Source organism: Pseudomonas sp. GW456-L12, assembly GCF_059424045.1.
Window position 1 is genome coordinate 109362 of sequence record NZ_JBWKZA010000004.1, and the last position, 20992, is coordinate 130353.

Sequence of the window (20992 nt, forward strand, 5' to 3'; positions counted from 1 at the left end):
AATGAAAAAGCGTTTGTTTATCCTCAGCCAGTACCTGCTGCCTCACCACCTGCTGTCGCGCCTGGCCGGCTGCATTGCCGAGTGCCGCGTGCGCTGGTTCAAGAATGCCTTCACCGCCTGGTTCGCCAAGCGTTATCAGGTGGACATGTCTCAAGCGCTGGTGGAAGACCTGACCGCCTATGAGCACTTCAACGCCTTCTTCACCCGCGCGTTGAAAGACGGTGCCCGCCCGCTGGACCAGACCCCGGGCGCGATCCTCAGCCCGGCCGACGGCGCGGTCAGCCAGCTTGGCCCGATCGAGCACGGTCGGGTATTCCAAGCCAAGGGCCACAGTTTCAGTGTGCTGGAACTGCTGGGTGGCGACTCGGCCCTGGCAGCCCCGTTCATGGGCGGCGATTTCGCCACCATCTACCTGTCGCCGAAGGACTACCACCGCGTGCACATGCCGCTGGCCGGCACCCTGCGGGAAATGGTCTACGTGCCGGGACGGATCTTCTCGGTCAACCAGACCACCGCGGAAAACGTGCCGGAGCTGTTCGCCCGCAACGAGCGCGTGGTATGCGTTTTCGATACCGAGCGCGGCCCGATGGCCGTGGTCCTGGTCGGCGCGATGATCGTGGCATCGATCGAAACCGTCTGGGCCGGCCTGGTGACTCCGCCCAAGCGCGAACTGAAGACCGTGCGCTACGACGAAGCCGCCCGCGCGCCGATCCACCTGGAAAAGGGCGCCGAATTGGGCCGTTTCAAGCTGGGTTCCACCGCAATCGTGCTGTTCGGGCCGGAGCAAGTGCAGTGGGCCGAAGAACTGGCGGCCGGCTCGCCGGTGCAGATGGGCCAGGGCATCGGCCTGGCCAAGGCCTGAGCCTTGGGCATAACAAGCCGGACATAAAAAAACGCCGCAGATCGCGGCGTTTTTTTTGCCTTGGATTCGGCTCAGAGCTGGCCGTCGCGATCGCGGAAGCCCAGCAGATAAAGCACACCATCCAGGCCCAGGGTGGAAATCGCCTGCTTGGCCGACTGCTTGACCAACGGCTTGGCGCGGAAGGCCACGCCCAGGCCGGCAATCGCCAGCATCGGCAGGTCGTTGGCGCCGTCGCCGACCGCGATGGTCTGCTCCAGGCGCAACCCTTCCTTGGCGGCCAGCTCGCGCAGCAGATCGGCCTTGCGCTGGGCGTCGACAATCGGCTCGACCGCGACACCGGTCACCTTGCCGTCGACCACTTCCAGCTCGTTGGCGAATACGTAGTCGATCCCCAGCTTGGCCTGCAGCTGCTTGGCGAAGTAAGTGAAACCACCCGAGAGGATCGCGGTCTTGTAGCCCAGGCGCTTGAGTTCGGCGAACAGGGTCTCGGCGCCTTCGGTCAGGCGCAGCGATGCGCCGATGGAGTCCAGCACCTTGATGTCCAGGCCCTGGAGCAAGGCCAGGCGTTCCTTGAAGCTGGCACGGAAGTCCAGCTCGCCGGCCATCGCCCGCTCGGTGATTTCCGCCACCCGGTCACCCACGCCGGCCGCCTTGGCCAGTTCGTCGATGACTTCCGCCTCGATCAGCGTCGAGTCCATGTCGAACACCGCCAGGCGGCGGTTGCGACGGAACAGCGAGTCTTCCTGGAAGGCGATATCGACGTTCAGCTCCTGGGCGACGCTGAGGAACTCGGCGCGCAATGCCTGCGGATCGGCCGCTTCGCCCCGCACGGAGAACTCGATGCACCCCTTGCCCTTGTCGGCCGGGGTGTCCAGCGGCATGCGCCCGGAGAGGCGATCGATGTGGTCGATGTTCAAACCGTACTTGGCGGTGATCGAACTGACGCGCTGCAACTGCTCGGCCGTGACCTTGCGGGTCAGCAAGGTGACGATATGGCGCTTCTTGCCCTGGCCGCCGACCCACTGCTGGTAATCCTCTTCGGAAACCGGCGTGAAACGGACCTGCTGGTCCAGCTCATAGGCGGTGAACAGAATGTCCTTGAGCACCGACGAACTCTGCTCGTTGTCCGGAATTTCAACCAGGATGCCGAACGACAGAGTGTCGTGAATCACCGCCTGACCGATGTCGAGAATGTTCACACCACCCTGGGCCAGAACGCCGGTAATGGCCGCAGTGAGACCCGGACGGTCTTCACCAGTGATGTTTATCAGGACGATTTCGCGCAAGGCGCACCCCCGCAGGTGGAAAAAAACCGCATTCTACCCACTTTCAGTGACCATCGGGCACAGCCAGCGCTTTGCCGGTCTAGGGCCTGTCGCTATACTGCGCCTCAACTTCACGGACAAAAGAGCCGAGCTCAGTGAACCGGCCCACGCCAGTTAAAACCGATAACTTCTTCCTGCTGATCTTCCGTGCACTGCGTCACCGCCGTGTACCGATTGCATTGCGCATTGCCAGCCATAACGTGATCCTGGTCGCCCTGGCCCTGGTGATCTATGCCTGCGTGATGGGCCTGCAATTCAAGCAGGCCATGCACGAACAAGCCGACGCCCTGGGTCAGAGCCTGACTACCCAGACCGCGACCTCGGCCACCGAGCTGTTGGTGTCCAACGACATCCTCAGCCTCAACGTGCTGCTGAATAACCTGACCAAGAACCCGCTGGTTGCCCATGCGGCGATCTACAGCGTGGACAACCGCATCCTCGCCGAAGCCGGTCAGCGCCCGAAAAGCAGCCTGCTGGGTGAAACCGAAGGCGTCTACCAGACCAAGATCACCTTCCAGGACGTGACCGCGGGCAACCTGCGCATCAGCCTGGACATGGAACAATTTCAGCAGCCGATGACCATCAGCCTGCAGAGCATGGGCATTCTCAGCGCGATCCTGCTGGCTTTGGCCCTGGCCTTGAGCCTGCGCCTGGGACGGCACATCTCCACACCGCTGATGCAACTGCGGGTCTGGCTGCGGGATATCGACGAAAACACCCCGGCCACCCAGCGCCAGGACGAAATCGGCGACCTGGCGCGCCAGCTGCACGCCAGCTTCGCCCCCGAGAAGGTCGAGCCGGAACCCGAACCGCAAGCCGAGATCGACGACACCGACTACGACGACAGCGAGGACGCGGAACCGACCTTCGAGGTGCGCAACCTGCGTGACCCGAGTTTCGATGAAAGCGCTCCCGTAGCCGGGCTCAAGCCCGCGCCACGGCACGTGGTCAACGCCGAAGAGGATCTGGTCGACGATGAAGACCCGTTCGCCGATCTTCGCGACAGCTCGTCCACCGCGACCGCTGCCAAGCCGATCGTGAAACCCACAGTACCGGCACAGCCGCAGCACAGTGCGGTCCTGGCCGTGCAACTGGGCGCCCAGGAGCAACTGCGCCGCCTGCCCCGCGCCCGCCTGACAGAATTGCTGGAACGTTATCGCGACTGCCTCGACCAAGCCGCCTCGCTGTACCAGAGCGAACTGCATACCCTGAACGACGGCAGCACGCTGATGCTGTTCCACAGCGAAGACAGCGGCGACGACTACCTGACCAATGCCATCTGCTGTGGCGAGTTGCTGCGCGCCCTGGGCCACGCCCTGCAAATCGAAGTGGCCGACAGCGGCATCACCCTGCAGCTGCAACTGGGCCTGACCCTTGGCGAAGAGCTGTTCGGCCTGAGCCAGATCGATCTGCTGCTGACCGAGACCGCCCAGGATGCCCTGGCGCTGTCCCAGCACAGCCGCAACCTGCTGCTGGTCGAGCGCAAGATCAACGATGACGCCCTGATTCGTCAGCGCGCGCGCATCCGTCCGATCGCCAGCCCGGAAGGCGCCTGCTGCGTCGAACGCCTGATGGAGCCCTACCCATCGATGCTGGAACGGCAACTGGCGCGGATGCACGAGACCCGAGCCAAGCTCTAAGCCAGCCGCCCAACAAAAAGCCCGCAGCGATGCGGGCTTTTTGTTGGGCGTTGATCGGGCTGACGCCATCGCGGGCAAGCCTCGCACCTATCTGCTTCTGTAGGAGCGGCCGGTCGACGCTCGATTGCCCGCAATAGCAATCTGCAGAACACCGCAGAGCGCCCGAGCCACCGAACAACTCCCCAGAAACGACAAAGCCCGCTGATCAGCGGGCTTTGTCCTGGAACCGCAACACTCAGAAGCGGAACACTTCCATATCCGTGCGGATAGGCGTGGCCATTGGAATCTTCGGCTGCTTCTCCTGCTCGGCCGGCTTTGCCGCCGGCGCAGGCACCGCCTTGCGGGGTACCTCGGCTACCGTAGGCTGGTTGGCCAGCGGCTTGAGGGCACCCGACAGCTGCTCGGCCAAGCGTTGCAGCAATACGCCCTGGGCCTGGACCTGGGACGCGGTGGTACCCGCATGCTGCTCCTGCAGATGAACGATACGGTTGTCGCGAACCTGCCCACGGCGATCGATCAGGCGCCATTGCGCATCGAGAACCGCCGGTTGCGAGGCGCCCGAATCCAGGCGAGTGATCGACAGCAACACCTGAACATCCGGAGTGAAACCGGTGCTCGCCGGCGCCAGCACTACACGCTGGCTGTCCAGCTGGCCGGCGACCTGACGCAACAGCAACTGATCGATATCGGAAGACAGGCTGCCGGCCCAGCGACCGTCGGTCGAAGCCTGCAGGCTGCCGTCGTTCTGACGTTGCAGCAAGGTTTCACGTTGCAGGTAGTCGGCAACCAGTACCGGCCCCAGCAATACGGCCATACCGGCGCTTTGTGCCGGTTGAGCTGGACTTCCGCTGTCCAGCTGATACAGCGACACCGGCTGGTGTACGCTGCAACCCGCCAGGCCAAGAACGCCAGCGAGCAAGAAAACAAGAGGAAGGCGCAGAGCAGTCATCATCCCATCCAGGTGGCGGCCACAAGGCTAGCCACAGTGTAAATACTCAAAATAACCCTGAATAACGCTCAGCCACGCCGGCGCTTGAAAGCGCATATCATCCGTGAATATGCGCCATGACTCCAGTGTTGTAGCGCCGATCTACCGGTTAAATCGCAGATCGGACGCTCTAACCCGCATCAATTGAGAGTTTCTACCAACAACGCATCCACTCGCTGGAAGCCTCGTGGCAGCTTGTTACCCCGGCGACCGCGCTCGCCCTTGTAATGTTCGAGGTCATCGGCCTTGAGCGACAGGGTACGTTTTCCGGCCTGCAGCACCAGTGTCGCGCCTTCCGGCAGTACCGCGATATCGGTCACGTACTCCTCGCGGCTGGCCACTCGCTCACCCGGAATCCCGATGATCTTGTTGCCCTTGCCTTTGCCCAGCTGCGGCAGGTCGCTGATCTTGAATACCAGCAAACGCCCTTCGGTGGTCACCGAAGCCAGCCAGTTCTGTTCACGATCGCTCACCGGCCGCGGCAACAGCACCTTGGCGTTGTTCGGCAGGCTCAACAACGCCTTGCCGGCCTTGTTCTTGGCTTGCAGATCCTCGCCCTTGACCACGAAGCCGTAACCCGCGTCGGAGGCGATCACGTACAGCGCCTCATCGTCCGGCAGCAGTACGCATTCGAAACTGGCCCCAGGCGGCGGCGTCAGGCGTCCGGTCAGCGGCTCGCCCTGGCCACGGGCCGATGGCAGCGTATGCGCCGCCACCGAATAACTGCGCCCGGTGGAGTCGATAAACACCGCGAACTGGTTGGAGCGCCCGATGGCCGAGGTCTTGAAGCCGTCGCCGGCCTTGTAGGACAGCCCCGTGGCGTCGATATCATGCCCTTTGGCGCAACGTACCCAACCTTTTTCCGACAGAACGATGGTGACCGGCTCGGTCGGCATCAGCTCGTTTTCCGACAGGGCCTTGGCCTCGGCGCGCTCGACGATCGGCGAACGACGGTCGTCGCCGTAGGTTTCGGCGTCCTGCAACAATTCGGTGCGCACCAGCTTCTTCAGCTTGGCTTCGCTGTTGAGCAGAGCTTGCAGCTTGGCCTGCTCCTTGAGCAGCTCGTCCTGCTCGGCGCGCAGCTTCATCTCTTCCAGCCGCGCCAACTGACGCAGGCGAGTATCGAGGATGTAGTCGGCCTGCACTTCGCTCAGGGCGAAACGTTCGATCAGCTTGGCTCGCGGCTGGTCCTCGGTACGAATGATGTGGATCACTTCATCCAGGTTGAGGTAGGCGATCAGCAAGCCGTCCAACAGGTGCAGGCGGCGCTCGACCTTGTCCAGGCGGAACTGCAGGCGGCGGCGCACCGTCAGTACGCGGAACTCCAGCCACTCCACCAGCAGGGCGCGCAGGTTCTTCAGTTGCGGCTTGCCGTCCAGGCCGATGATGTTGACGTTGACCCGGTAGCTGGATTCCAGCTCGGTGGTGGCGAACAGATGCTGCATCAGCTCGTCGGGATCGACCCGGTTGGAACGCGGAATGATCACGATCCGGCATGGGTGCTCGTGGTCCGACTCGTCGCGCAGGTCGGCGACCATCGGCAGCTTCTTGGCCTGCATCTGCGCGGCGATCTGTTCCAGCACCTTGGCGCCGGACACCTGGTGCGGCAGCGCGGTGACGATGATGTCGCCATCCTCGATGCGATAGACGGCACGCATGCGCACCGAACCGCGACCGGTTTCGTAGATTTTCAGCAGGTCGGCGCGCGGCGTGATGATTTCCGCCTCGGTCGGATAGTCCGGGCCCTGAATGTGCTCGCAGAGCTGTTCGACCGTGGCCTTGGGCTCATCCAGCAGGCGCACGCAAGCAGTGGCGACTTCGCGCAAGTTATGCGGCGGCACGTCAGTGGCCATGCCCACGGCGATGCCAGTGGTGCCGTTGAGCAGGATATTCGGCAAACGTGCCGGCAATACCAGGGGTTCCTGCAGGGTACCGTCGAAGTTCGGCCCCCAGTCCGCAGTGCCCTGGCCCAGCTCGCTGAGCAGCACTTCGGAGTAACGCGACAGGCGCGCTTCGGTGTAACGCATGGCGGCGAAGGACTTGGGATCGTCCGGCGCACCCCAGTTACCCTGGCCGTCCACCAGCGTGTAGCGATAGCTGAAAGGCTGCGCCATCAGCACCATGGCTTCGTAGCAGGCCGAGTCGCCGTGGGGGTGGAACTTACCCAGCACGTCACCGACCGTACGGGCGGACTTCTTGTGCTTGGAATCGGCATCCAGCCCCAGCTCACTCATGGCGTAGACGATACGCCGCTGTACCGGTTTCAGGCCGTCGCCGATATGCGGCAAAGCACGGTCCATGATCACGTACATGGAGTAGTTGAGGTAGGCATTTTCGGTGAAGTCAGCCAGCGATCGGCGTTCTACGCCATCCAGGCTGAGATCCAGGGAGTCGCTCATGCGGGCCTCATCAGTTCGTTGTCTGGCGCAGCAGCAAAGTGCCGCCGCGCTGGGTAAATTCAAGTTTTTTCAAAGCGCTCATGCCCAGCAGCACCTGCTCGCCACCCAGGCCCGGCGCGACCAGCGCACGGACATCGCGCAGGACGATATCGCCCAGTTGCAGGCGGTCGAGGCGGGTTCGATAACCCTCGCTACGACCGTTGGCGGTACTCAGGGTCACCGGTGCGCCCTTCTCCAGGCCAAGACGCTCGGCCAGCCCGGACGGGATCGACACATCGGTCGCTCCGGTATCGAGCATGAAACTCACCGGCTGGCCGTTGATCTGGCCGCTGGCGACGAAATGCCCCTGGCCGTTGCCGACCAGTTTCACTTCGATGTAACCCTCATGTTGTTGCGAAGTGACGACAGCATTGGGGTTCTCCTGACGCTGTTCCCACTCGCCAAAAAACCGTGTCGCCAGGAACAGGCCGGCGCCCCAGGCCAGCACCAGCAGCACGCGCCCGGCACGTTTGCCCGGTGGCTGCTGGCTCACGGCTTGGCACTCCAACCGCCCTCGGGCGCGGCGAAGCGCCAGACGATCGGGCGTTTTTCACCGTCGGCACGGGCTCCGGTGTTGTTATCCACACCGATCCAGGCGCCGTCGGCATCCACCACCAGGGCCTCGGTCAGGCCATAGGCCTGTGGATAACGCCGGTTTTCCTGCAACGCCTCGGCGGCAAACGACCAGCAACGCTCGACCTTGGCCGTCGACGCATCACGACGACAGACCTGGAACGCATTGCGCTCGAGGGTGAACAACTTGCCCTCGAACAGCGACAGGTCGGCGAAATCCCGGGACACCGCCTTGGCCTTGGGCATCTGTGGTGGCTGCATTTCCAACCCGGCCTCGCTGAGCAGCACACAGCCGCCGTCGCAATCCCAGACACTCTGCTGGCGCTTGATCAACAGCAGCCCGCGGCGCTCGCGCTCGGCGGCCAGCCAGATCCGGTCGCCGGCCGGGTTGACCGCCAGGCCTTCGAACAGGGCATTGAAGTGCAGCAACATACCGCTGGCCCGCGCCTCGCGAACCATGATCGGCGAAATCTTCAGCCACGCGGCCGAACCCGTCGGCGGCAGCTGCAACACTGCCGCATGGGACTCGCTGACCACATACTTGTTGCCGGCGCTGTCGCAGGTAATGCCCTCGAAATCCAGGTCGCCGCCGCGCACGAACGACGCGACCCAGGTGCGCGAGTTCAAGCCCCAGGGCAAACCGCTGTCCGGCACCGGCGGCACGTCGATGCGCACGGTTTCGGCCTGCCAGACGCGGTCGCTGGTATCGAGCCGATAGATCTGATCGTCGTCGCGGTCAGAGACCGTCCACAGCTCCTTGCCGCACGACGCCAGCCCCGACAGGTTGCCGCCACGCATGCCGTCCACCGGATGCTCGGCCAGCAGCCTCAACTCGGGCAAGGGGTCGGCCATCGCCGAGGTTGCCAATAGCAGTAACGCCAGGGCAAAGCCTCTGCGCATCAGGCCAGAACCTCGGCCAGGTTGCCCTTGGACTCCAGCCAGCTCTTGCGATCGCCGGCGCGTTTCTTCGCCAGCAGCATGTCCATCATTTCCGAAGTCGCGGCGAAGTCTTCACCGAGGGTCAACTGCACCAGGCGCCGGGTGTTCGGGTCCATGGTGGTTTCGCGCAGTTGCGGCGGGTTCATTTCACCCAGGCCTTTGAATCGGGTGACCTGCGGCTTGCCACGCTTCTTCTCGGCCACCAGGCGATCGAGAATGCCGTCGCGCTCGGCTTCGTCGAGGGCGTAGTAGATCTCCTTGCCCAGGTCGATGCGGTACAGCGGCGGCATCGCCACGTAGACGTGACCGGCATCCACCAGAGGACGGAAATGCTGGACGAACAGCGCGCAGAGCAGCGTCGCGATGTGCAAGCCGTCGGAGTCGGCGTCGGCGAGGATGCAGATCTTGCCGTAGCGCAGCTGGCTCATGTCCTCGGCGCCCGGGTCGACCCCGATGGCCACGGCGATGTTGTGCACTTCCTGGCTGGCCAGGACTTCGCTGCCGTCGACTTCCCAGGTGTTGAGGATCTTGCCGCGCAGCGGCAGGATCGCCTGGAATTCCTTGTCCCGCGCCTGCTTGGCCGAACCACCGGCGGAATCACCTTCCACCAGGAACAGTTCGGAACGCATCGGGTCCTGGCCGGCGCAATCCGCCAGCTTGCCGGGCAATGCCGGGCCCTGGGTAATGCGCTTGCGCTCGACCTTCTTGCTGGCCTTGAGGCGACGGCCGGCGTTGCTGATGGCCAGCTCCGCCAGTTGCATGCCCAGTTCCGGGTTGGCGTTGAGCCACAGGCTGAACGCGTCCTTGACCACGCCCGAAACGAAGGCGGCCGCCTCACGGGACGACAGGCGTTCCTTGGTCTGGCCGGAGAACTGCGCGTCCTGCATCTTCATCGACAGCACGAAGGCGATGCGCTCCCAGACATCTTCCGGTGCCAGCTTCAGGCCACGCGGCAGCAGGTTGCGGAACTCGCAGAACTCGCGCATGGCGTCCAGCAGGCCCTGGCGCAAACCGTTGACGTGGGTACCGCCCTGGGCGGTCGGGATCAGGTTGACGTAGCTTTCCTGCACGCTGTCGCCGCCTTCCGGCAACCACAGCAGGGCCCAGTCCACCGCTTCCTTGTTACCGGCCAGGCTGCCGCAGAAAGGTTCAGCCGGCAGGCGTTCGAATTCGCTGACCGCGTCCACCAGATAGGAGCGCAGGCCGTCTTCGTAATGCCACTCGACCTTCTCGCCAGTGCCTTTGTCTTCGAAGCTGACCAGCAGCCCCGGGCACAACACGGCCTTGGCCTTGAGCACATGCTTGAGGCGGCTGACGGAGAATTTCGGCGAATCGAAGTATTTCGGATCCGGGGCGAAGTACACGCTGGTCCCGGTATTGCGCTTGCCGACGCTGCCGACCACTTCCAGTTCGGTGGCCTTGAAGCCGTCGGCGAAGGTCATCTGGTATTCGTTGCCATCACGCTTGACCCGCACCCGTACCTGGTTCGACAAGGCGTTGACCACGGAAATACCCACCCCGTGCAGACCGCCGGAGAACTGGTAGTTCTTGTTGGAGAACTTACCGCCCGCATGGAGCTTGGTGAGGATCAGCTCGACACCGGACACGCCCTCTTCCGGGTGAATGTCCACCGGCATGCCGCGACCGTCATCGGACACTTCCAGGGAATGGTCGGCATGCAGGATGACCTGGATCGACTTCGCGTGCCCCGCCAGGGCTTCGTCGACACTGTTGTCGATGACTTCCTGGGCGAGGTGGTTCGGCCGGGTGGTGTCGGTATACATGCCCGGGCGTTTGCGCACCGGGTCGAGGCCCGAGAGGACTTCGATGGCGTCTGCGTTATAAGAGCTAGCGCTGGGAGTGGCCATGGGGTCTCGTCGTTAGTCGTTCAATGAAATAGAAGCGAGGGTTCACAGCGAGGTGAAATCGATCGCCTGGTACTGATCCGGGCCGATGCCGGCAAAATTCAACAACGCCGGCAATTGTCCGGCAAAACCCTGGAAACTATGGTCGCCGCCGGCCTGGATGCGCAAGGCACAGGCTCGGTAATACAGCTGGGCGCTGCGATAGTCCAGCGTCTCGTCACCTGTCTGCAGCCAGACCTGGAACCGCTGCGGGTCCTGGGGCGCCGGCACTTCCAGCTCGGCCAGGGCCGTCACGTGGTCGTGGGTCAGTTCCCAGGTTTCCCCGGTATAGAGGTTGGTCTGCGTGCCCAGAAAGCCGTCGAACATCCGGTGCGGACTGACCGCGGGGTTGATCAGCAGGGCTTTCAGGCCGTGACGCTCGGCAAGGTGAGTCGCATAGTAGCCGCCGAGAGAGCTGCCGACCAGCAGCGGCCGTCCGAGTTCGGCAATCGCCTGCTCCAACTGGCCAATGGCCTCGCGTGGATGATGATGCAAGGCCGGCACCCGCAGCTGTTCACCGCGGCCTATCGCCTCCATGACAGCGATCAGCTGGCTGGCTTTCTTCGACGCCGGTGCGCTGTTGAAGCCGTGGATATACAGGATCGAACCGGACATGCGCACTCCCTTTGCATCGTGCAAAAAGGCGCAGTTTACAGGGTGTATCGCCGCTTGACTTGTGTTCAGGTGTATCCCTTTGTCCTGCCGCCGCAGACTGCGGCTCCGGGCCGGAATCAGTAGCCGTCGCTGCCGTAATCGACCTCAAAATCGAAGCCGGTGACCCGCTCGACACCGGTTTCCAGGCGCCCGTCGGGCAGCAGGCGCAGCCAGCGATAACCCGGCGCGGTCTCGCCGACCTTGAAATCGTCGCTGCCAGGCTCGAACTGGATGCAGGTCGAGGGCGACGCCAGCAGGCGCAAAGGCCCTTGCTGGCGGTCGATTTCCTGATGCACATGGCCCCAGAGCACCGCGCGCGCCTGTGGAAAGCGCTCCAGCACGGCGAACAGCGCGTGCGGATTGCGCAGCCCGATGGGCTCCATCCAGGCGCACCCGATGGAGACCGGATGATGGTGCAGGCATACCAGGTGATGGCGTTCGGGGGCTTCGCTCAGGGCACTGGCGAGCAGCTGCAATTGATCGTCCTGCAGATAGCCCGGCACCGAACCGGGTACGGCCGAATCGAGCAGAGTGATCCGCCAGTTGCCGATGTCCACCACCGGCGCCAGCAACGAACTCTGGGTCGCCGCCTGCGCCATGATTTGCGGCTCGTCGTGGTTACCGGGAATCCAGCGCGCCGGCGCCGGAATCTGCCGGGTCATGTCACGAAACAGCTGATAGGACTGCAGCGTACCGTCCTGGGACAAATCGCCCGTGGCCAGCATCAGGTCGATCCGCGGTTGCTGTTCCAGTACCAGGTCGATCACCCGCTGCAGGCTGTCGCGGGTATTCATGCCCAACAGCGTGCCGTCCGCTTCGGCGAACAGGTGGCTGTCGGACAACTGCACCAGCCACACGGGATCGTCGGTGGTCAGAGTGGATACGCTCGGCAAGGCGGCCTCCCAGGGCGTGTCACGGGAAGTGAGGAATGGGAGCAATTATGCTGGGGGAAATTCAAAAGAGGAAACCGGCGAACCGGACGCAGTTCACATCTACCGCACGGCCTCGAACTCATGACCGCAAGCCAGGCAGTGGCTCAGCCATTCACCGAGAAACACATTGAGCTGAGCCTTCTCGTCCGGCTGGTGCATGAAGGCATTCGGATACGGATAGATGCCACGAAAGCGCCGAGCATGCTCGGCACTGATGACCTCGGCCATGCGCGCGTCGTGGTAGACCTGGACCTCCAACTGCGGCACCGGCAGCCAGGGCAGGCTGTGTTCCTGACGCACCTGCAGGGTGGTGGTATAGGGGCAGGCCAGCAGCACCTCCAGCGCCAGCACGCCCAGCATCTGGTCGCCCTGGGTCACCGCGATCCGCCGCGCCACCGGCTGGTTGCGCATGTCGGGCAACAGGCGCATCAGCCGGGCATAGTTCGCCTCGCAGGACGCTTGCAGCCCCACGAGGTCGACCCGATAGCGATCGCGCACTTTGTTTACGACCATAACCCCCTCACTTCAACGCGGTTCAAAGCCAGCCATTGCAAGGCAATAATGCTCGCCGCGTTGGAAATCCGCCCATCCCTTACCGCCTGCAGTGCGTCTTCGAAAGCCCAGACCGACACACGGATATCCTCCGCCTCTTCCTCCAATCCGTGCAGGCCACCGGCACCGCTGCTGTCGCAGCGCCCCAGGTACAGATGCACGAACTCGGTACTGCCCCCCGGCGACGGGAAATACTGGATCATCGGCCACAGCGCGGAGAATGTCAGTCCAGCTTCCTCCTGCGCCTCGCGGTGAGCAACTTCTTCCGGCTGCTCGTCCTTGTCGATCAGACCGGCGACCAGCTCGATCAACCAGGGGTTCGCGGTTTTCCCCATGGCGCCGACGCGAAACTGCTCGATCAACACCACTTCATCGCGTTGCGGATCGTACGGCAGCACGCAGACAGCATCATGACGGACAAAGATTTCACGACTGATCTCGCGCCCCATGCCACCGGCGAACAGTTCGTGGCGCAGGTGCACACGGTCAAGCTGATAAAAACCCTGGAAGCATTTCTCGCGCCGAACGATATCGACAGTGGTCGGCGTGGTGTTGGCAAAGTCCGTCATAGCAATCCTCGTATCCTGCAATTCGATCCGAGGCTCCCCCTCGACTTCGCGCCATCCTAACGCGCCGCTGACCGATGATGCAGCCCCTTTGCCATCAGCGGGATAGACGGCAAGGGGGCAAACCTAATCTAATTGCCTCTATTGAGCTTAGTGGCGAACTGATTGCCCCGCAGGCAGTCGAAGCCGGTAACTTTTGCCTACCTCTGGTTTATCAAGGACGCACATGTCGCTTCTTAAAATCGCTTCCGTGGCTTGCCTGGCCCTGACCCTGGGCGCCTGCCAAAGCCTGTTCCAACCCAGCTATCAAAAGCCCCTGCAAAGCACCAGCGACAAGTCGGAACAGATCAAGCCCGGCTGCAGCAATCAGGATTGCCCGCTGGTGAACATCGACACCGTGCACTTCGCCGACGAGCCGCAGCTGGATGCGCTGATTGAAAAGCGCCTGCTGCAGATGACCCGCACCACTGCGGATCAGGCCGTGCCAGCGACGCTGAACACCTATCGGGAGAAGTTCCTGCGCGAGGCCGACAGCCGCAACAGCATGTACCTGCAAGCCAAGGTACGCGAACAGCATGACGGCCTGGTGATCATCGAACTGGCCAGCTACCTGGACACCGGCGGCGCCCACGGCACGCCCGGTCGTGGTTTCATCAACTACTCGCGCGAGCTGCACAAGGAGCTGACCCTGTCCGACATGCTGCGCCCGGGCCAGGAAGCCGCGTTCTGGAAAGCCGCCCAAGTGGCTCACAACAGCTGGCTGATCAGCACCAAGCTGGACCAGGAGCCGGAGTTCATCAAGAGCTGGCCGTTCCAGAAAACCCCGAACGTGGCGCTGACCTACGGCGGCGTGATCCTCAAGTACAACGTGTCGGTGATCGCGCCTTACGCGCTGGGCCACATCGAACTGAAGATCCCTTACAACCGCCTGAACGGCATTCTCAAGCCCGAGCTGTTTCCTGGCCGTGGCTGAAGGCCCATCCCAGCAGCCCCTGCAGCAGCCCTGCCAGCACCAGTGACGGCAGGGTTGCGCCAACATCCGGATAGAAGTTGGCCAGCAGGTGATAGGTGCTGACCCCGCCCAGCCAGGCCAGCAACGCCGGCCAGCGCCACCCCTCGGACAGTTCCTGTGCACTGCGCTTGCGCAGGATGAAGTGATCCACCAGCACCACGCCGAACAGCGGCGCGAACACCGAGCCGATCAGCAGCAGGAAGTTCTGATACTGGGCCAACGGCGCCAGGCAGGCGATCAGAGTGCAGAGCACGCCAATGGCCAAAGCCAGGTGCTCGACTTTCAGGCGCAACAGAATGCCGCTGGAGACCGCGGCCGAGTGGATATCGGCAAAGGCGTTTTCCGACTCGTCCAGCAGGATCAGCAACAGCGGAATCCCCAGGCCCGCGCCAGCCAGGGCCAACAACAGAGCATTGACTTCGCCACTCGGCGCAAAGGCCAGGGTGTAGGCCACGCCCAGGCTCATCAACCACAGATTGCCGATAAAGAACCCCAGCGCCGTACCACCAAAGACATTGCGCGCACGCTTGCCGAACCTTGAGTAGTCGGCGATCAGCGGCAGCCACGACAGCGGCATGGCGATCGCGATATCGAAGCCCACGCCGAGCGGCATGGAGCCGTCGCCGGCCTGGGCCCAGAGCGCGGCCAGATCGGCCTTGGCGAACAGGTTCCAGGTCAGCCACAGGCAGGCCGCCAACAGCAGCCAGATGCCCCACTTGCGCAGGATCTTGCGTACGAAGGTCAGCGGCCCGCTGACCGCGAGCAAAGTCGCCAGTGCGCCGAAAAACAGGGTCCAGAGCAAAGGACTGGCCAGCAGGCTGCCTTCGCTGAACGCACGAGTGCCCAACAGGCTGGCGGCATCGCGCATGACGATGATCTCGAACGAGCCCCAGCCCACCAGTTGCAACAGGTTGAGCAACGCCGGCAGGCTCGCGCCGTACGTACCGAGGCTGAGCTTGAGCGCCGCCATGGACGACAGGCCAGTATCGCTGCCGATCACCCCGACTGCCGCGAGCAGCAAGACGCCGACCGCCGTACCGAGAAAGATCGCCAGCAAGGCACCGGACAGGCCCAGGCCTGGCGCCAGCAGCGCGCCGGTCTGCAACACCATCAGGCCGATGCCGAGGGAAAACCACAGGGAAAACAGATCGCGCGCGCCGAATACGCGCCTGTCGGCGGGGACCGCGAGATCGGGAGAGTAGGTGCTTCTGGATGTATTCAAGGGTGCATCTCGAAGGGACAGGGTTGGGAAACTATCCACACCCTGTAGGAGCGAGGCTTGCCCGCGATAGCGTCGTGTCAGTCACAACGCAATCGCGGGCAAGTCGGATCACCGCCCGCTCGCTCCTACGGGTGATGAGTGATCGCTTCTGGCGAAGCGATCACCAACGCAGGATCAAACCTTCTTGTACAGCTGGCTACCTTCCTGCTTGAAGCGCTCGGCCTGCTCCGCCAGCCCCTTGGCGACATCCACGTCCACCGCTTCGATGCGCTGGTTGGCCGCGTACTCACGGACCTCCTGGGTGATCTTCATCGAGCAGAACTTCGGCCCGCACATGGAGCAGAAGTGCGCGACCTTGGCCGAATCCTTGGGCAGGGTCTCGTCGTGGTAGGAGCGCGCGGTGTCCGGGTCGAGGCCAAGGTTGAACTGATCTTCCCAACGGAATTCGAAACGCGCCTTGGACAGCGCGTTGTCACGGATCTGCGCACCCGGGTGGCCTTTCGCGAGATCCGCAGCATGCGCGGCGATCTTGTAGGTGATGATCCCAGTCTTCACGTCATCCTTGTTCGGCAGGCCCAGATGCTCCTTCGGCGTCACGTAGCAGAGCATGGCGCAGCCGAACCAGCCGATCATCGCCGCGCCGATACCGGAGGTGATGTGGTCGTAGCCCGGGGCGATGTCGGTGGTCAGCGGGCCGAGGGTGTAGAACGGTGCCTCGTCGCAGCACTCCAGCTGCTTGTCCATGTTCTCTTTGATCAGTTGCATCGGCACGTGGCCGGGGCCTTCGATCATGCACTGCACGTCATGCTTCCAGGCGATCTTGGTCAGCTCGCCGAGGGTTTCCAGCTCGCCGAACTGCGCTTCGTCGTTGGCGTCGGCGATCGAGCCAGGACGCAGGCCGTCGCCCAGCGAGAAGCTGACGTCGTAGGCCTTCATGATTTCGCAGATTTCGTCGAAGTGGGTGTAGAGGAAGTTTTCCTTGTGATGCGCCAGGCACCACTTGGCCATGATCGAACCGCCGCGGGAGACGATGCCGGTCACGCGCTTGGCGGTCAGCGGCACATAGCGCAGCAGCACGCCGGCGTGGATGGTGAAGTAGTCGACGCCCTGCTCCGCCTGCTCAATCAAGGTGTCGCGAAACAGCTCCCAGGTCAGGTCTTCGGCCACGCCGTTGACCTTCTCCAGCGCCTGGTAGATCGGCACGGTACCGATCGGCACCGGCGAGTTGCGGATGATCCACTCGCGGGTTTCGTGGATGTGCTTGCCAGTGGACAGGTCCATGACGGTGTCCGAACCCCAGCGGATGCCCCAGGTCAGCTTCGCCACTTCTTCTTCGATGGACGAACCCAGGGCGCTGTTGCCGATGTTGCCGTTGATCTTCACCAGGAAGTTGCGGCCGATGATCATCGGTTCCAGTTCGACGTGGTTGATGTTGGCCGGAATGATCGCGCGACCGCGGGCGATTTCCTCACGGACGAACTCGGGGGTGATTTCTTTCGGGATGCTGGCGCCGAAGCTGTGGCCGGCGTGCTGCTGATCAAGCAGACCCGCGGCGCGAGCCTCTTGCAGCTTCATGTTTTCGCGGATGGCGACGTATTCCATCTCGGCGGTAATGATGCCCTTGCGCGCGTAGTGCATCTGGCTGACGTTGGCCCCGGCCTTGGCCCGGCGCGGGTTGTTGACGTGGGCGAAGCGCAGCTTGGTCAGCTCGGGATCGGCGAGGCGTTCCTGGCCGAAGTTGGAACTCAGGCCGGGCAGGCGCTCGGTGTCGCCACGGTCATCGATCCAGGCCGAGCGTACATCGCCCAGGCCCTTGCGCACGTCGATCACCACGTTGGGGTCGGTGTACGGGCCGGAGGTGTCATAGACGGTGACTGGCGCGTTGATCTCGCCGCCGAAGTCGGTCGGGGTCACGTCGAGGCTGATTTCGCGCATCGGCACGCGAATGTCCGGGCGCGAACCCTGGACATAGATTTTTTGCGAGCGGGTAAAGGGCTGAACCGACTGCTCATCGACCTTGGCCGATTCGCTAAGGTGGGTAGCGTTTTTTAATTTTGTAGTCATCACGGGCTCTCCAGACAGCATCCAGGCAGTGGATTTTTGTCGGAGCGAACCTGTAACGAACGGACGCAACCATGGCTGGAGCCAGAGGCGAAAACCAGCTGGTGCAGTGCTTGGTGCTCGAGGGGTGTTCGATTGTCGAACAACATCCCGGACGAAGCACAAGAGGACTCGCCGGGTGACGAGAAATCTTGTTCCCTACGCAGGCGCTAACCTGATCAGGTTCAACGGGATCCGGATTATCCGATCTCAGCCTCATAGCAAGGCACCCCGACAAGAACCCGGCCAGTCTAGACAAAGCCGGTGCAGAACGCCAACCCCACGGCAAACAGCATGATGAATGGCGTAAATGCAGGATTGTTGCCCTTCGCAGGCGCATCTACACTCGATGGGTTGCGTCGAACCTTGACGCTGCACAGGCCGAGACTTAGCCTTGGCGCCAGAATTATCCTCGTAATATCAACTCTAGGGATCGCCGAATGCTGCGCAAACTCTCACTGGCCATCGCCGTGTCTTGTGCGTCCAATGGAATGGCCTGGGCAGCAGAAGCGCCCCTGACCACCAAAACCGACCTGGTCAGCGTCTACCAGGAGGCGGTGGACAACAACGCCGACCTCGCCGCCGCCCGCGCCGATTACGACGCACGCAAAGAAGTGGTGCCACAGGCGCGCGCCGGGCTGCTGCCCAACCTCTCGGCCGGTGCCGACCTGAACAACACCCGGACCAAGTTCGACGAACCGTCGATGACCGCCACCCGCAGCGGCACCGTGTACCAGGCGACCCTGGCCCAGCCGATTTTCCGCGCCGACCGCTGGTTCCAGCTGCAGGCGGCCAAGGACGTCAACGAACAAGCCGCGCTGGAACTCTCGGCCACCGAGCAGAACCTGATCCTGCAAAGCGCCGAGAGCTATTTCTCAGTGCTGCGCGCCCAGGACAACCTGGCCTCGACCAAGGCCGAAGAGGCCGCCTTCAAGCGTCAGCTCGACCAGTCCAACGAACGCTTCGACGTCGGCCTGTCGGACAAGACCGACGTCCTGCAATCCCAGGCCAGCTACGACACCGCGCGGGCCAACCGGATCCTCGCCCAGCGCCAGGTGGATGACGCCTTCGAAGCCCTGATCACCCTGACCAACCGTCAGTACAACTCGATCCAGGGCATCGTCCACAGCCTGCCGGTGCTGGCGCCGGCCCCGAATGACGCCAAAGCCTGGGTCGATACCGCGGCCAAGCAGAACCTCAACCTGCTGGCCAGCAACTACGCGGTCAGCGCCGCCGAGGAAACCCTCAAGCAGCGCAAGGCCGGCCACGCCCCGACCCTCGACGCCGTGGCGCAATACAAGAAAGGCGACAACGACGCCCTCGGCTTCAGCAACCCGGCCCCGCTGGGCCAGCGTTACGGCAGTGACGTTGAGCAACGCAGCATCGGCCTGCAACTGAGCATTCCGATCTACAGCGGCGGCCTGACCAGCTCCCAGGTCCGCGAGTCCTACTCGCGCCTGACCCAGAGCGAGCAGCGCCGTGAAGCCCTGCGGCGCCAGGTGGTGGAAAACACCCGTAACCTGCACCGCGCGGTGAACACCGATGTCGAGCAGGTCCAGGCCCGGCGCCAGTCGATCATCTCCAACCAGAGCGCTGTGGAAGCCACGGAAATCGGCTACCAGGTCGGTACGCGCAATATCGTCGACGTGCTCGACGCCCAGCGCCAGCTGTACACCTCGGTGCGCAACTACAACAACAGCCGCTACGACTATATCCTCGACAACCTGCGCCTCAAGCAAGCCGCCGGCACCCTCAATCCGGGCGACTTGCAGGACCTGTCGCGCTACCTGAAAGCCGACTACAACCCGGACCGCGACTTCCTGCCGCCGGACCTGGCCAAGGCCGCGGCGGAACAGCTCAAGGCCCGGCCGGGGCAGTAACCTGTAGCCGCTGCCGCAGGCTGTGATCCTGTCCGCAGGACACGCAAAAAGGCCACCGCGATTCAATTGAATGGCGGTGGCCTTTTTTACGACCGTTCCGGTCGATCGCAGCCTGCGGCAGCGGCTACAGTAAGCGATCCAACCCGTCGAGCAGGCGCTGCAGGGCGCCCTGGTTGCTGCGCATCACCCGCAGTCCGGCATCGGCCATCTTCTGCGCATCCCGAGGCAACTCGAACAGGCGCTGCACCGCCACCGCCAGGCCATGGGCATCGTCCACTTCCTGCAGGGCGCCCGCCTCGCGCAGCATCGCCGCGATCTCCAGGAAGTTGAACAGGTGCGGCCCGCTCAGCACCGGCTTGGCCAGGGCCGCCGGCTCCAGCAGGTTGTGCCCGCCATTGGGCACCAGGCTGCCACCGACAAAAGCGCTGTCCGCCAGGGCATAGAGAAACAGCAGCTCGCCCATGGTGTCGCCCAGCAGCACCGATGTGCTGGCGGTGACCGGATCGGCGCTCGAGCGGCGAATGGTCGCGAAGCCCTGCTGCCGGCACAGCTCGAACACCGGATTGAAACGCTCCGGATGACGCGGCACCAGGATCAGCAAGGCATCCGGGTGGCTGGCCAGCAGTTGGCGATGGGCATCCAGCACCACGGCGTCTTCGCCTTCATGGGTACTGGCGGCGATCCACACCGGGCGTTCGCCGGCTTGCCATTGCTCGCGCAGCTCGCTGGCGCGCACCAGCAGTTGCGGGTCGATGCTCAGGTCGAACTTGATCGAGCCCGTCACCTCGACTGTTTCCGGGCGCGCGCCCAGCTGGCGAAAACGCTCGGCCTCGGCCTCGGTCTGCACCGCGAACAGGCTCATTTCAGCGAGCATCGGTGCGGTCAGCTTGGCAAAGCGCCCATAACCCCGGGCCGAGCGCTCCGACAACCGCCCATTGGCCAGCGCCACCGGAATCCCGCGCTTGGCGCACTGGTGAATGTGATTGGGCCACAGCTCGGTTTCCATGATCACCGCCAGCTTCGGCCGGACCCGATCGAGAAAACGCGCGGCGGCGCAAGGCAAGTCGTAAGGCAGGTAGCAGTGCTGGATGCGCGGCTCGTTGGCGAACAGCGCCTGGATACGTTCCGAGCCCGTGGGGGTCATGCAGGTGACCGTGATCGGCATCTGTGGATAACGCGCCAGCAAGGCACGGATCATCGGCGCGGCGGCGATGCTCTCGCCTACCGACACCGCGTGCACCCAGATCCCGCCCGGCTGCATCGCCGGCAGCCCCCAGGAAAAACGTTCGCCAATCCGCCTGGCATAGGCCGGCGCCTTGCGCGCCCGCAGCCACAGACGAATCGCCACCAATGGCAGCCCCAGGTAAAACAGCGCGGTGTAGAGAGTTCTATTCATGGCGGCGGA

17 protein-coding genes and 1 riboswitch are annotated in these 20992 nt (G+C 63.4%); of the genes, 4 read left to right on the forward strand and 13 right to left on the reverse strand.

The window, feature by feature from the left end; all coding sequences use genetic code 11:
- Position 1 precedes the first annotated feature (1 nt).
- Positions 2 to 862: an archaetidylserine decarboxylase gene (gene asd / locus AC07Y9_RS06780; RefSeq protein ID WP_053259415.1), complete on the forward strand. Its 861-nt coding sequence runs from the start codon at positions 2 to 4 to the stop codon at positions 860 to 862.
- 71 nt (positions 863 to 933) lie between these two features.
- Here the strand turns inward: asd and serB are convergent, their stop codons facing one another.
- A complete protein-coding gene (serB, locus tag AC07Y9_RS06785; protein ID WP_009041895.1) occupies positions 934 to 2148 on the reverse strand; it encodes a phosphoserine phosphatase SerB in 1215 nt (404 codons plus the stop codon).
- 134 nt (positions 2149 to 2282) lie between these two features.
- On the opposite strand from serB, the gene AC07Y9_RS06790 reads away from it, so the two are divergent.
- Complete coding sequence (locus AC07Y9_RS06790; protein WP_102678322.1) at positions 2283 to 3827, forward strand: AhpA/YtjB family protein; 1545 nt, start codon at positions 2283 to 2285, stop codon at positions 3825 to 3827.
- Positions 3828 to 4062: 235 nt separating this feature from the next.
- Here AC07Y9_RS06790 and AC07Y9_RS06795 read toward each other — a convergent pair whose 3' ends face one another.
- From AC07Y9_RS06795 to AC07Y9_RS06835, 9 genes are all read right to left on the reverse strand, one after another.
- Entirely contained in the window at positions 4063 to 4776 is a 714-nt protein-coding gene (locus tag AC07Y9_RS06795) for a PqiC family protein (RefSeq protein WP_102678323.1), read from the reverse strand.
- Between the two features lie 179 nt (positions 4777 to 4955).
- On the reverse strand, positions 4956 to 7214 hold the full coding sequence (parC, locus tag AC07Y9_RS06800; protein ID WP_009041892.1) for a DNA topoisomerase IV subunit A: 2259 nt from the start codon (positions 7212 to 7214) through the stop codon (positions 4956 to 4958).
- A 10-nt stretch (positions 7215 to 7224) separates the two neighbouring features.
- A complete protein-coding gene (locus AC07Y9_RS06805) occupies positions 7225 to 7746 on the reverse strand; it encodes a retropepsin-like aspartic protease family protein (RefSeq protein ID WP_053259412.1) in 522 nt (173 codons plus the stop codon).
- Complete coding sequence (locus AC07Y9_RS06810) at positions 7743 to 8726, reverse strand: esterase-like activity of phytase family protein (protein ID WP_102678324.1); 984 nt, start codon at positions 8724 to 8726, stop codon at positions 7743 to 7745. Before AC07Y9_RS06810 ends, AC07Y9_RS06805 begins: the two co-directional genes overlap by 4 nt.
- Positions 8726 to 10633, reverse strand: coding sequence for a DNA topoisomerase IV subunit B (gene parE, locus AC07Y9_RS06815; RefSeq protein WP_007921422.1), 1908 nt, complete (start codon positions 10631 to 10633; stop codon positions 8726 to 8728). The genes AC07Y9_RS06810 and parE overlap by 1 nt, the downstream gene beginning before the upstream one ends.
- Positions 10634 to 10675: 42 nt before the next feature.
- Positions 10676 to 11284, reverse strand: coding sequence for a YqiA/YcfP family alpha/beta fold hydrolase (locus tag AC07Y9_RS06820; protein ID WP_007921424.1), 609 nt, complete (start codon positions 11282 to 11284; stop codon positions 10676 to 10678).
- A 116-nt stretch (positions 11285 to 11400) separates the two neighbouring features.
- Positions 11401 to 12216, reverse strand: coding sequence for a 3',5'-cyclic-AMP phosphodiesterase (gene cpdA, locus AC07Y9_RS06825; RefSeq protein WP_102678325.1), 816 nt, complete (start codon positions 12214 to 12216; stop codon positions 11401 to 11403).
- A gap of 99 nt (positions 12217 to 12315) precedes the next feature.
- Positions 12316 to 12768 (reverse strand): DUF1249 domain-containing protein, encoded by a 453-nt coding sequence (locus tag AC07Y9_RS06830; protein WP_007921426.1) that lies wholly within the window; start codon positions 12766 to 12768, stop codon positions 12316 to 12318.
- Entirely contained in the window at positions 12759 to 13376 is a 618-nt protein-coding gene (locus AC07Y9_RS06835) for an NUDIX domain-containing protein (protein WP_087089873.1), read from the reverse strand. Before AC07Y9_RS06835 ends, AC07Y9_RS06830 begins: the two co-directional genes overlap by 10 nt.
- Positions 13377 to 13599: 223 nt before the next feature.
- On the opposite strand from AC07Y9_RS06835, the gene AC07Y9_RS06840 reads away from it, so the two are divergent.
- Positions 13600 to 14346 carry an RsiV family protein gene (locus AC07Y9_RS06840; protein WP_102678326.1) on the forward strand — a complete coding sequence of 249 codons (747 nt, stop codon included), beginning with the start codon at positions 13600 to 13602 and terminating at the stop codon, positions 14344 to 14346.
- Here the strand turns inward: AC07Y9_RS06840 and cytX are convergent.
- Both cytX and thiC read right to left on the reverse strand, forming a co-directional pair.
- Positions 14315 to 15607: a putative hydroxymethylpyrimidine transporter CytX gene (gene cytX, locus AC07Y9_RS06845; protein ID WP_102678327.1), complete on the reverse strand. Its 1293-nt coding sequence runs from the start codon at positions 15605 to 15607 to the stop codon at positions 14315 to 14317. The two genes, AC07Y9_RS06840 and cytX, sit on opposite strands and share 32 nt — an antisense overlap.
- A gap of 174 nt (positions 15608 to 15781) precedes the next feature.
- Positions 15782 to 17671 carry a phosphomethylpyrimidine synthase ThiC gene (gene thiC / locus AC07Y9_RS06850; protein ID WP_007921432.1) on the reverse strand — a complete coding sequence of 630 codons (1890 nt, stop codon included), beginning with the start codon at positions 17669 to 17671 and terminating at the stop codon, positions 15782 to 15784.
- Positions 17672 to 17846: 175 nt separating this feature from the next.
- Positions 17847 to 17951, reverse strand: a riboswitch (TPP riboswitch).
- A 196-nt stretch (positions 17952 to 18147) separates the two neighbouring features.
- Here thiC and AC07Y9_RS06855 point away from each other — a divergent pair.
- Entirely contained in the window at positions 18148 to 19587 is a 1440-nt protein-coding gene (locus AC07Y9_RS06855; protein WP_102678328.1) for a TolC family outer membrane protein, read from the forward strand.
- Between the two features lie 124 nt (positions 19588 to 19711).
- On the opposite strand, the gene waaA is transcribed toward AC07Y9_RS06855, so the two are convergent.
- Positions 19712 to 20983: a lipid IV(A) 3-deoxy-D-manno-octulosonic acid transferase gene (gene waaA, locus AC07Y9_RS06860; protein WP_102678329.1), complete on the reverse strand. Its 1272-nt coding sequence runs from the start codon at positions 20981 to 20983 to the stop codon at positions 19712 to 19714.
- Between the last annotated feature and the right edge of the window lie 9 nt (positions 20984 to 20992).